Below are 12,195 nucleotides of genomic sequence, written 5' to 3' on the forward strand. Positions count from 1 at the left end.
AAACAGAGGAAATATATATGAAAATTGCGGTAGTAGGCTTAGGGGGTGTCGGGGGATATCTGGCAGCTTCATTTGCAAAAAGTGGTTTGGATGTTGTAGGTTTTGCAAGAGGAGAACATTTGAATGCTATCCAAAAGTCTGGTATTACAATCAAAGAAGATGACAAAGAGTGGCATACCTCTTTACATGTAATGGCTCTTGAAGAAGCAGAGGGGTATTTTGATGTGGTGTTTTTTTGTGTCAAGAGTTATGATTTAGCCGTTACATGTAAAGCCTTTGCAAAGCATACAGACGAAAAGAGCATAATACTTTCTTTTGCAAACGGTGTGAACAATGGCGATATTTTACGACAATGTTGTGATGCCAGAGTCCTGGATGCCTGTGTCTATATTCTTGCGCACAGAGAAGCTCCCGGCATAATTCGTAAAAAAGGCAAAGTTTTTGCGGCACTCTTTGGCGGAGAAGATGCATCGACTGTTCAAAGTGTGGCAGATATATTTCAAAAAGTCGGCCTGCGTTACAAAACACCGCAAAATATCAAAGAGGCCTTGTATAAAAAATATATATTTATCAGTGCATTTGCGACATTGACTTCTTATTATAATGAAACGATAGGAGCAATTTATGAAAAGCATTACGAAGAGGCAAAAAAACTTTTAACAGAGATTGCGGAGTTTGCCAAAGAAAAAGAAGGCATAGATTTGTTTGATGAGGTGCAAAAATCATTAGATACAGCCGCCAAAGTACCCTATGACTCATCTACTTCAATGGCGCTTGATTTTAAAAATGCTCATAAAACTGAACTTGAGAGTTTAAGCGGATATGTTCAAAAGCCTTTTATGCAAAAACTTTATAATGAACTAAAAAAGAGAGTAAAAGAATGAAAAAAGAAAGAATTGTATTAGGCGGCGGGTGTTTTTGGTGTATAGAAGCGGTATACAGAAATGTCAAAGGTGTGTTGTCTGCAGTGAGCGGCTATGCCGGAGGCGCAAGAGCCAATCCGACATATGAGAATGTCTGCTCAGGTGCAACAGGACATGCAGAGGTTGTGGATATAACATATGATGCAGATGTTATCAGTCTGAGTGAAATTTTGGATATATTTTTTGAAATTCATGACCCGACTACGCTTAATGCTCAGGGTGCAGACAAAGGAACACAGTACCGTTCTGTCATCTATTATGCCGATGAAGAACAAAAAAATGTGATAGAAGAGTCCATAGCAAAGCACCAGCAAAATTTTTCAGACAAAATAGTAACAGAGGTCAGTCCGCTTCCTGAAGTCTATCCGGCGGAGCCATATCATCAGAACTATTATAATCTGAATGCTTCGCAGGGCTATTGTCAGGTGGTAATTGCACCTAAACTGCAAAAATTTATGACAAAGTTTCCTGACAAATTAGCCTAAATGTGATAAACTATGCTTAAGTTTGCTTTGGGATGGTAATAGATTATCATAGAGGTGTTTTTTATGGAAAAAATATATGAATTGGCTATAGTAGGTGCAGGCCCTGCTGGAATTGCCACTGCAGTGGAGAGTTATCTTCAGGGTGTCTGTGATATTGTGTTGCTTGAAAAAGACACAAATCACAACTCGACTATTCGTAAGTATTACAAAGAAAACAAACGTGTTGATTTGGAATGGAAAGGGCAAAAAGTCGAACTCAACGGTCGTATACATTTTATAGACGGTACCAAAGAGACGACACTCGATTTTTTCGATGAAATTTTAGAGGAGCATCTTGTAGAGTTACAGACTCAGGTTGAAGTACAGTCTATAGAAAAAAAAGAGGACTGTTTTGAAGTCCATATGGCAGGCAAGAGCATCAAAGCCAAAAATGTAGTTGTAACCATCGGACGTATGGGCAAACCAAACAAACCAAGCTATAAAATTCCTCCAAGCATACGCAAAAAAGTAAATTATACAACAGATGAATGCTCAGAGGGAGAAAAGATTCTTGTTGTGGGAGGCGGTGACAGTGCTGTAGAGTACGCAGTTGATTTAAGCCAAAACAATGATGTCACAATCTGTTACAGACGCGAGAGTTTTCGACGGGCAAATCCTACAAACCAGAGCAATATAGCAGATGCCATTGCCCATGGAGATGTGCGTCCGCTTTTGGGTATGAATATAAACGGACTCGAGGATGACAACGGCAGAGTCAGAGTACTTTTCAGTGAAAAAGAGCCTGAAAGTTTTGACAGAGTTATCTATGCCATAGGTGGAACAACGCCAAGTGCCTTTTTGGCAAGTTCTGGTATAGAAGAAAAAGACGGAAAGCCTGTGCATGACGAGCATTACGAAACAAATGTCAAAGGACTTTTTGTAGCAGGAGACATTACCCAGGAGAGCGGTGGCAGCATTGCGCTTGGGCTCAATCACGGCTATGATATTGCCAGATATATCAAAGGAAAAAGTGAAGTCTAGTCTTTTGCTTTTCGCATTTTATAAATATGTATCAATTTGATAACAATCATGATACTGATGACCTGAAACAGTGCGGCCAAAATAAAAGCATAATAGTGCAGCTGATCAATGGAGTTGGCGGTATATGCCAGAGTGGCCATCGCAATAAGCAGGGTCAAAGGCATAGAGTGAGAAAGTCCAAAAAGAATGGTGTCAATAAAACCGAGTTCTTTGATAAATACCAAAGAGGCAAGAAGCCGCATCAAAATCATAACCACAGTGATGATGACAGCCTCTCGTATGAGTCCGTTGATCCAGAGGGCGTTGAGGTCAAAAGAGCTCCCGATATGAATGAAAAAGATAGGGATTAAAAAACCAAATCCGAAAGAGGCAAGTTTTTCAGGCAGTTCGTGTTTGTGTTCAAAGAAAGTCGGAATAAATATACCGGCTAGAAATGCTCCAAAGGCAAGTTCAAGATGTAAAAAAAGCATAGCGCCTATCAGAAGAAAAAAGATTCCCATAGAGAGACGGATATCCTGCTCTTTGTTGTCGTTGTGGGGCATAAGGGCAATCGCAACCTTAGGAAACCACCAAAATATAAGCTGCATAGAGCGAAAAAGAAGAAACATAAAAAGCAAAAATGCTAAAAGTGCCATGATTGTCTGAAAAAGTCCCAACCCAAAACCAGACTTCAGAGCTGCAGAACTTATGGTAAGTATGACGATACTTGCCACCTCACCTATGCCTCCGACTGTCATGGAAAGAGTAATCCAGAGTGTTTTTCCATACTCTTTGGCCAGTGTAGCGACAAGCCCGACAGAGATGAGGGGTAACAAAACAATAAAGATTTTTCCCAAATCAAACTGTACGGAAAAAGTGATGGAGAATCCATAAAGTACTGCAAGATATACAACAACTTTTTTCATAACAGAGACAGGTGTTTTGAGTACATTTTTTAAATTGATCTCTGTTCCTGCAATAAACATCAGATATAAAAATCCAAATTCAGCGACTAAATCAAAAAGATGCTCATCATGCAAGAAGCCTACATATCCCAAAAGAGAACCTAAAATAATCTCAATTGGTGTTGTAGGAAGTCGTAAAATCTTGGCAAAAAACGGAGAAAAAATGATGATAAGCGATATGGTAATAATGAGTACAATATTATCAGTCATCAATCTCTCCTGAATACTTTAGTTGACGCTTTTGGCTACATCAAGACCAAGTGACTGCAACATTGCCAGATCCTGACTCATAACACGTCCTTTTGTTGTCAGATAATTTCCGATGACGATAGAATTCGCTCCGTTTTCAAAAATTTCTGCCTGACGCTCTTGAAACATAAGTTCACGACCGCCGGCAACCATGATCCTCTCGGCATCACAGAGTGTTTCACGTGTCAGCCTGATGAGTGCGAGTGCTTCATCCGCTGTTAAAGGGTTTGGTTCAAGTTCCAGTGCGGGGTTGTGGTGATAAAAATTAATAGGCACCGAAGTAGGGTTGAGTGATTTGAGTGATTTGAGCATGGAAATTCTGTCTTCTTGTGATTCACCAAGCCCGAAAATTCCACCGCTGATAAGTACCAAACCGGCTTCATTGACATTTTGGCAGGTTTCATAGCGTTCACTCCAGGGATGGGTTGTACAAATCTGCGGATAAAAGGCTTCGCTTGTCTCAAGGTTGTGATTATAGGCTTTGATGCCTGCTTCTTTGAGTGTCAGGAGTTGTTCGACACTTGCTGTGCCGTTACAGGCAATGAGGCGTAACTCAGGGGCTGCTTTTTGTACCTCTTTGGCCACATCACAGACAAATTTAAGTGTTTTGTCCGTCAACCCTTTGTCTGCTGTTACAAGACAAAACCCAAGTGCACCGTTGTCTCTTGCCATTATTGCTTCTTGGCAGATGGCATCCATAGGCTTTTGTTTGTAACGCTCAATATCTGCTTTATATCGTACACTTTGCGAACAAAACTTGCAATCCTCTTTACATGTACCGCTGTTGATATTACAAATGGAACATAAAAATATTTTTTCACTCACTTTTTTGCCTTTCATAAGAAAAAGTTTTTGTGAGCATATACTGCTCTTGTTTTTCTTTTTGTGTATAGTATTTTACTATAAATTTTTCTTCTAAAACTTCAAGCATAGCACATTCTGAAATCGGCTTGTTTCTCGCACACACTTCACCGGGGTTTAAAAAGAGCGTGCCCCCTGCAAACTCGACTTCAAACTGATGTGTATGTCCAAAGATGACAACTTCGGCATCTCTGCTCATATAAAAGGGCAGGTGCATCAACTTGAATTTTGTATTTGAGAGTTTAAAATAGTAGGGTTCCTGGACCAAATGGTACTTGTTATGATATGTAACCAAATGGGCATCATTGTTTCCATAGACGGCTATATATTTTTTTTTGCATGCTTCAAGCAGGTCCAGCACTTCTTTTTCGACAATATCTCCGGCATGTATAATAAACTCAGCCCCGTTTTGCACAAGAAAATCAAGGGCAGTTTTTGCCTTTTTGACCTTTTTATGGGTATCGGAGAGTATGCCTATTTTCAATTTTTTATCCTCTGCTTCTGTAGTTTTCCTGCCACTTTCGCCCGCACTGCAGAAAAGAATTTAGTTTTTCTCACAAGTTACGCTTTAGCGTTAAAAGTACGGGTTCCAAACAAAAGCATCTTCCACTTTCTCGGAATCGGTACTTCAGTGCCGACTGTTACAACTCTCCTGCCACGCTCAGCCCAGACTAAAGTCTGGGTTCCGTAACTTTTTTGGAATCGGTACTTTAGTGCCGACTTAGATGGTTTTTATGCTTTGTCTATCTCTTCACGAGGTGTACGCGCTTTACACTTCACACACTCATACACTTCTTTGTTCCTGTAGGTACGAGGCGCTAGCACACCTTTACATCCTTTCTCTTTACACTTGATTGTTGTCGGCTCAAACTTTGAGATAAATTTACAATCAGGGTAATTTTCACACCCCCAAAAAGGGCCTCGGCGTGAGTTTTTCAGGCTGATTTTTCCGCCACAGTCAGGACAAGGGGTCTCACTCACCTTCTCTTCAATATTGATGCTTTTTGTATTTTTACACTCAGGATAGTTTGAACATGCAAGAAATTTTCCGTTACGACCGTTTTTTTCTATCATGTCCGCACCACATTTGTCACACTTTTCATCGGCCGTTGTCTCTTTTTTCTCTATCGCGTTGCCCTCTTCGTCACACTGCTCTGTGTATTTACATTTTGGAAAACCGCTGCAGGCGATGAAGTTTCCAAAGCGTCCGCTTCTAAGAAGTAACTCATGCTCCCCGCATTTAGGGCAGGTACGTCCAAGCGGTTTGGCAAGTTTGAGTGAGACAATGTTTTCTTTGCCCGCTTCAATCTGTTTCATAAATTTTTCATAAAACTCAAGGAGCAGTTTCTGCCAGTCTACTTTGCCTTCGGCAATCTCATCGAGTTCTTCTTCCATCTCCGCTGTAAAGTTAATATCTACAATGTTTGGAAAGTTTTTCTCCAAAATTTCTGTCACGGTAAAAGCGATTTCTGTCGGAATAATCTGCTTTTTCTCTATAGTCACATAGGTTCGGTTGGAAAGTGTTGCAATCGTCGGTGCATAGGTCGATGGACGTCCGACTCCCTCAGATTCGAGTTTTTTGATCAGACTCGCTTCAGAGTAACGTGATGGCGGTTCTGTAAAGTGCTGCTCGGGTTTTACACTTTGAATTTCAGCTTTGTCCCCCTCTTTTAAAGTAGGTAAAAGTTTGTCTTTGTCTTCTGCTCCTGTGACCGCATAAAAACCGTCAAAAATGAGTTTTCGTCCGCTTGCACGGAACTCGTTTTCATTGCCTTTAAAGATGATACTTTGCTGTTCAAAAAGCGCATCTTCCATCTGACATGCCATAAAACGCTCATAAATCAAACGATAAAGTTTAATCTCATCAGCTTTTAAAAACTTTTGTGCCACTTCGGGTGTAAACTGCAACATTGTAGGGCGAATGGCTTCGTGAGCCTCCTGTGCGCCTTTTGATTTTTTCGTATAAATCTTTGGTTCTTTTGGCAGATATTTCTTGCCGTAACGGCTCTCAATAATACCTCGGACTGCACCCACAGCTTCTTGTGCGAGGTTGAGTGAATCGGTTCTCATATAGGTAATGACCCCTGAAGTCCCGTCTGGAGTTTTGACACCTTCATAGAGAGTTTGCGCGATCATCATGGTTCTTTTTGGAGTAAATCCAAGTTTGCTTGATGCTGCTTGTTGGAGCGTTGAAGTCATAAACGGTGGCGGTGTAGCACTTTTTCTTTGCTTTGTCTCAATTTTTGCAATTGTGAAATCGTCATTTTTGACACTTTGGGTAATTGCCTCTGCCTGTTCTTTGTTCTCTATGGAGAGTTTGGAGATTTTTTGCTCTTTGTGTTTGATAAGATTGGCTTCGATATTTGGCTTGAAAAGCGTGTCAATTGTCCAGTATTCCTGAGGAACAAAGGCTTTGATTTCGCGTTCACGGTCCACGACAAGTTTGAGTGTCGAGCTTTGCACACGCCCGCCGCTTAAGCCTTTTTGGATTTTTGAAGCCAGCAGAGGCGAGAGCTTGTAACCGACGATGCGGTCAAGCAGACGACGAGCCTGCTGGGCATTGACCATGTCCATATCGATTTTTCTTGCATTGTCAAGGGCATGTTTTATTGCTGTTTTTGTAATTTCGTGAAAGACGATACGCGGGAGTGTTTCGGGGTCTTTTTTGATGGCATGGGCAATATGCCACCCAATTGCTTCTCCCTCACGGTCCTCATCGGTCGCGATATAAATCGTGTCAGCTTTTTTGGCTTTTTCTTTAATCTCTTTGACAGTTGGCGCATTTTCTTTGGCGACAGAGTATTTTGGAATGATTTCGTGAGTTTCTTCATCTATCGTAATACCAAAACGGGATTTTGGCAAATCTCGGATGTGTCCTTTGGAGGCAATAACATCATAGTTTTTGCCTAAAAAGTTCTTGATAGTACGGGCTTTTGCGGGTGATTCGACGATTATTAAGTTCAAATAGTTTTCCTATATATAGTATAGTGATTTGGTTTTTGGTTTTGGAAGTGTAGCGAAAAAAAATAAAGAGATATTTTAAAGTTCTAAAAGTGCTTTAAGCCCTTGTTCAATTTTTTGTAATTCCTGTGTGCTCGTGATGCCTAAAGAACCGAGTACTCTTTTGTATGAAATACCTCGAATCTGTTCAACCATAACTTCACAATCTTTTTCTAATTTTTCTCGTGTTGGAAGAAAAACTCTAAACAGTCCTTCGCCTAATAGATTGGTTGTGCATGGCAAAACAGTCAGTAGTTCTAAAATTTCATTGACTTCAGTTGACGAGATGACAACGCAAGGTCTGATTTTTCCTGCTTCATTGTTTTTTTGTGGGTTTAAGTTTACAAGAATTATCTCTCCTCTTTTATACATCATCTAATCCGTCACTAAGGGTAGCATCAAGTAGGGCATGTTCAGTAAATGCACTCTTTTTAATCCTTTTTGCTTCTTTAGCCAAATCAGATTCTTTGTTGTTGTTCCATTTGTTTTCAATTGTTTTAAGTTTTATGTATTTTTCATAATCCATAACAACTACAAAAGGCTTGTCACGTTTGGTGATAAGAATGTCATCACGCAGTGCTTCTTGTAATCTTGTCGAGTTTTGCTTGATTTCTGTTGCAGATATAGTATGCATAATGTTCCTTTTGTCTGTTTGGGTTATTATAGCCAACATTAACTAAAATCAAGAAGGATTTTTACCTGTTCTTCTACTTCATAAAGCTCTTGTTGTGTAAGTGTTGCTATGGCTTGTGTAGCAAGTCTATTGATATCTATCGTTCTGATTTGATCACAGAGTATCTCTGATGTCTGTTGGAGTTTTTCCCTTTTTTTAAGCCTGTAGCGAAGTGGATAGCTGTTATCTATGAGTTGCGTAGTCAACGGTAAAATGGTGACGGTAGTATGCTGTGTAGCATTGAGTAAATCTGTCTGGATGATGAGAACAGGTCTTGTTTTTGCAAGGTAGACGGAACCCCGTTTAAACATTTTCTAACCCGTCATTATCAGTAATGGAAAACTCTTGGCTTATGGAAGCATTGGATTGGCGGACATTGAGCGCTGCTTGTTTGATCTGTTCTTTGAGTTGTTCTTTTTTGATGTGATTTTCATACGCTTTAATGGAACGGCGGATCAGCTCACTCTTTGTAAGGTGTAGATTTTTTGCAAGTTGTGTAACATGCTCAAAAAAAGTATCGTCTGTTTTGAGTGTAATAGTTTTCATATTTTAGCTCCAATTTAATTGTTTTGGTATTACTATTTTACTTAAAATAAAAAAAGGTGTCAAGTTGTGTAAATTTTACAAAATTTTCTAAAGTTATTTTTTTTGTTGACGATATTGTTACAGTCTCAAGGCAAGGATGTCTCAAGAGAACAAAAAAACTAAGAGCGATAGGCTCTTCCATAGAAAAGGATTTATTATGGGTTTTAGAATTAACACAAATGTTGCGGCAATGAACGCACACCGTAATTCGGTGCAAACAAACTTAGGTTTAGACAAAAGTTTAAATGCACTTTCTTCAGGTCTAAGAATCAACAAAGCGGCTGATGACGCTTCTGGTATGGCGATTGCAAACTCTCTTCGTCAACAAGCACAAGGTCTTGGTCAAGCTATCAACAATGCCAATGACGGTATTGGTGTTGCACAGACTGCTGATGGTGCTTTAGAAGAGTACACTAAAATCATTGATACTGTCAGAACGAAAGCAATTCAAGCAGCGTCTGATGGTCAAACACTTGATACGCGTAAAAAAATTCAAGCAGATATCGACAGACTTTTAGAAGAGGCACAAAATATTGCTTCTACAACTTCATTTAATGGTCAGACGCTTTTAAACGGTGCATACCAAAATAAATCATTTCAAATTGGTGCATATTCTGGAGAGACTGTAAAACTCTCTATCGGTGATACACAGACTTCACAAGTTGCTAAATTTTCTCTGGCTGAAACAAGTGTTGGTTTCTCTCGTTTAAGTGGGGCGGCAAACTCTGCTGGCGGATCAGCTTCACTCTCAGTTACTGTTGTAAATGCTGATGGAACAACTGCAACTGTTTCAACATCAACAATTAGTTTTGCTTCCGGTGCAGATTTGTCAGGATATGAAATAGCGCAGGCAGTTGTTGATAAATTTAACCAACAGGCACAGATTGCTGGTGCGGATGTACGAGCGAGTATTGTTGAAGCTACCGGTTCTACAGTTGATAATCCAGAGTATGGTATCCGTGTGGATTCTTCAGGTGATTTGACAGGTATTACGTTAGGTGATGGTGTTGCAGATGGAAATTCAGCTGCAATTGCTGCAAATACGGCTGCCGGTTTAAATAACAACCTGTCAACAGTTGATGTAACTACTCGTAGAGATGCACAAAAAGCGATTACTATTGCTTCGTATGCACTAAAAGATATAGATGCAACACGTTCAGATATTGGTTCAGTTCAAAATCAGCTTGAATCTACGGTGAGAAATATATCGATTACACAGGTAAATGTTACGGCTGCGGAATCTCAGATTCGAGATGTTGACTTTGCTGCAGAGAGTGCAAACTTCTCTAAATTGAATATTCTTGCACAGTCAGGTTCATATGCTATGAGTCAGGCAAATGCTGTTCAACAGAATGTTTTAAGACTGCTTCAGTAGTTTTTTATAAATTCTCAAGCTTTATGCTTGGGAATTTTCTTTTTCTAGTACTTTGAGTACATGTAAATCTTTTTCATAGGTCTCTATAATCTTTTTAACATTTTTTACAAAAACAGTATGAAATTTTTTTGTGAATTTTTTTGAGTTTTTTAACTCTTTTGTATTGAAAAAATCATCTGCATAGGGTGCAGTGTTCATATAATATATGGTCATTAAATCTCTGAGTTCAAAGATGCATTCGTGATTACACATTGCACTTACCATTTTTATAAGATTGAGTTTAAATATTAAACTATCACTGTGGGGAGCATTGTTAAATGTTTCAAGAATAGTTAAATAGTCTTGAATCTGCCCAATGCGACAGTAAATACCATCTATTTCATTTTGATCAAGTTGTGTTGTAGATAAAGTGTCAAAATATTCTTTCATTTCTTTTCTTAAAAGTATTTTGTTTTGTTTTTCTGGCAGCGTTATATCTTTGAAAGAGGTAGGGATTGTCTGCTCAAGCTTACAGCCATCTGAAAGATTGTAGATATTTTGCATGGGTGTTTTGTACTTTCGAGTAAAGTAGTTGATAACGGGAATGGAAAGCATAAACAAAGGAGTGGATTTTACTTTTTCTTTGAAGTTACCTGCTATTTCAAGGACAGCATCGCCAAGGTGAAAATCTTGATTGTCTTGTGTTTGAGGGTTGTTATTGCTGTTATCTATTAAACGTGCTTTAAAGTGATCAGGTGTATGAGAAAGCCCATCATCACTGAGTGCCAAGTCTATTCCTAAAAGATAAATTTGCGGTGCATTAAATATGAGTGCGAATGCATGGATAGAGTCTCCAACGCTTGAGACTGTCAGTGTAGAACGGGAGAGTTTGTACTTTGTTCTGTCCTCATGCAGGTAGATGTTTTCTTTTTTGAAGTGTTGGAAAAGCTCAGGAGAGACAGAAGCACTGAAAAAAAGAAGTGTTTCTTCTAAAAAGTCCAAGTCTCCTAAATTTTCAATCATTTCATGTGTTGTATATACATTTTCATCAATTTGGACTGCAATATCTGGAGTGACACCGACACGCTTAAGTGTATTTAGTGCTGTAAAAGCAGCGACAATTACAAATCTGTCTTGATTGTCTTTTACCCATTCTGCATTTTTATAAAGAGAGGGTCCTGCTCCTAAAACAAGCCATGGCTTGTTTTGAAATATTGTATCACTTTGTCTTTTACGCAAATCAAGAAATTTATACTCTTCATTGATTTTGTCTAAAACTTTTCTGCTTTTTTCTAAAAGACGATTATGGGAATAAGTTGCTTCCGGTCGAGAGATAAGAATAGCTTGAATCTCTTGAATCTTTGATTCATATGCAGAGGAAAAAAGGTGAAACTTTATGAATTGGTTTTTGAAAAAAGCATTGGTATAAAAACCGTTAAAACATTCTCTAAAGCTACCTGCATTATCAGCAATTGAAAAAAAACTTGTTGTATTCATAAGTGCTTGTTTATAATCTACAGTAAAAAGAGAAAGGCGAAAAAGCTCTAGATTATCTTCTACTATAAGCACTACTTGAAAGTCATATTTCTCAACTGCTTTTGGAATATGCAGTCCAAGACCTACCCCTAAAAATATAAATTTATCCAGCTCTTTCATATGGGTAGAATCGTCAATGTTCTTATGATAAAGTTCATATATTTCTGCTGTAGTAGAAAAGTTTGTATATGCATTGGCATTTTTTATTTTCTCAAAAGAGGCTTTTTCAAAGTTTATTTTTCGTAAACTTCTAAAGCTCTGATCATTCTTTTTTAAATTGATATTGTCTACAATCTTTTGTGAAAATTCTTGAGAGTTTGTGTTATAGAGTTTTGCACCGCTTGAAAGTTCCACAACATCAAAGTAGCCCTCTTCATAGATAAGGTCATACTTTGGGGAGAGTTTTCCATCATTTAGCAAGCTTTCTAATGCTAAAATTTTATTAGAAACTTTTTCATTGTATTCTTTAAAGAATTCAATATTATTTTGATAGTTTTTGATAGCCTGTTCTTCTATATTTTGCATAAACATCCTTTTGTAAGTGCAAAGCATAAAATATACCAAA

General features: G+C 38.6%; 13 protein-coding genes. 4 read left to right on the forward strand and 9 right to left on the reverse strand.

Annotated elements, in window-relative coordinates; all coding sequences use genetic code 11:
• Positions 1–17: 17 nt before the first annotated feature.
• The 3 genes from FJR45_RS00910 to FJR45_RS00920 all read left to right on the forward strand — a co-directional run bounded on the left by FJR45_RS00910 (position 18) and on the right by FJR45_RS00920 (position 2,428).
• Positions 18–884 (forward strand): ketopantoate reductase family protein, encoded by an 867-nt coding sequence (locus FJR45_RS00910; RefSeq protein WP_193150946.1) that lies wholly within the window; start codon positions 18–20, stop codon positions 882–884.
• On the forward strand, positions 881–1,408 hold the full coding sequence (gene msrA / locus FJR45_RS00915; protein ID WP_193150947.1) for a peptide-methionine (S)-S-oxide reductase MsrA: 528 nt from the start codon (positions 881–883) through the stop codon (positions 1,406–1,408). Before FJR45_RS00910 ends, msrA begins: the two co-directional genes overlap by 4 nt.
• A 63-nt stretch (positions 1,409–1,471) precedes the next feature.
• Positions 1,472–2,428, forward strand: coding sequence for an NAD(P)-binding domain-containing protein (locus tag FJR45_RS00920; protein ID WP_193150948.1), 957 nt, complete (start codon positions 1,472–1,474; stop codon positions 2,426–2,428).
• Here FJR45_RS00920 and FJR45_RS00925 read toward each other — a convergent pair.
• The 8 genes from FJR45_RS00925 to FJR45_RS00960 form a co-directional block, all read right to left on the reverse strand.
• Positions 2,425–3,582, reverse strand: a complete 1,158-nt coding sequence (locus FJR45_RS00925) for a cation:proton antiporter (protein WP_193150949.1) — start codon at positions 3,580–3,582, stop codon at positions 2,425–2,427. The genes FJR45_RS00920 and FJR45_RS00925 overlap by 4 nt on opposite strands.
• Before the next feature lie 18 nt (positions 3,583–3,600).
• Positions 3,601–4,461 carry a biotin synthase gene (locus tag FJR45_RS00930; protein ID WP_226966446.1) on the reverse strand — a complete coding sequence of 287 codons (861 nt, stop codon included), beginning with the start codon at positions 4,459–4,461 and terminating at the stop codon, positions 3,601–3,603.
• Complete coding sequence (locus tag FJR45_RS00935; RefSeq protein ID WP_193150950.1) at positions 4,439–4,966, reverse strand: metallophosphoesterase family protein; 528 nt, start codon at positions 4,964–4,966, stop codon at positions 4,439–4,441. The genes FJR45_RS00930 and FJR45_RS00935 overlap by 23 nt, the downstream gene beginning before the upstream one ends.
• A 248-nt stretch (positions 4,967–5,214) precedes the next feature.
• On the reverse strand, positions 5,215–7,446 hold the full coding sequence (topA, locus tag FJR45_RS00940; RefSeq protein WP_193150951.1) for a type I DNA topoisomerase: 2,232 nt from the start codon (positions 7,444–7,446) through the stop codon (positions 5,215–5,217).
• Between the two features lie 75 nt (positions 7,447–7,521).
• Positions 7,522–7,854 (reverse strand): type II toxin-antitoxin system PemK/MazF family toxin, encoded by a 333-nt coding sequence (locus FJR45_RS00945; RefSeq protein WP_193150952.1) that lies wholly within the window; start codon positions 7,852–7,854, stop codon positions 7,522–7,524.
• Complete coding sequence (locus FJR45_RS00950; RefSeq protein WP_193150953.1) at positions 7,847–8,116, reverse strand: type II toxin-antitoxin system Phd/YefM family antitoxin; 270 nt, start codon at positions 8,114–8,116, stop codon at positions 7,847–7,849. The genes FJR45_RS00945 and FJR45_RS00950 overlap by 8 nt, the downstream gene beginning before the upstream one ends.
• Before the next feature lie 38 nt (positions 8,117–8,154).
• Positions 8,155–8,466 (reverse strand): type II toxin-antitoxin system PemK/MazF family toxin, encoded by a 312-nt coding sequence (locus FJR45_RS00955; RefSeq protein WP_193150954.1) that lies wholly within the window; start codon positions 8,464–8,466, stop codon positions 8,155–8,157.
• Entirely contained in the window at positions 8,459–8,701 is a 243-nt protein-coding gene (locus tag FJR45_RS00960; protein ID WP_193150955.1) for a DNA-binding protein, read from the reverse strand. The genes FJR45_RS00955 and FJR45_RS00960 overlap by 8 nt, the downstream gene beginning before the upstream one ends.
• Positions 8,702–8,897: 196 nt before the next feature.
• On the opposite strand from FJR45_RS00960, the gene FJR45_RS00965 reads away from it, so the two are divergent.
• On the forward strand, positions 8,898–10,115 hold the full coding sequence (locus FJR45_RS00965; RefSeq protein WP_193150956.1) for a flagellin N-terminal helical domain-containing protein: 1,218 nt from the start codon (positions 8,898–8,900) through the stop codon (positions 10,113–10,115).
• 21 nt (positions 10,116–10,136) lie between these two features.
• Here the strand turns inward: FJR45_RS00965 and FJR45_RS00970 are convergent, their stop codons facing one another.
• A complete protein-coding gene (locus tag FJR45_RS00970; protein ID WP_193150957.1) occupies positions 10,137–12,155 on the reverse strand; it encodes a motility associated factor glycosyltransferase family protein in 2,019 nt (672 codons plus the stop codon).
• Between the last annotated feature and the right edge of the window lie 40 nt (positions 12,156–12,195).

The organism is Sulfurimonas sediminis (assembly GCF_014905115.1).
In the GTDB taxonomy this organism is placed as follows: Bacteria; Campylobacterota; Campylobacteria; order Campylobacterales; family Sulfurimonadaceae; genus Sulfurimonas; species Sulfurimonas sediminis.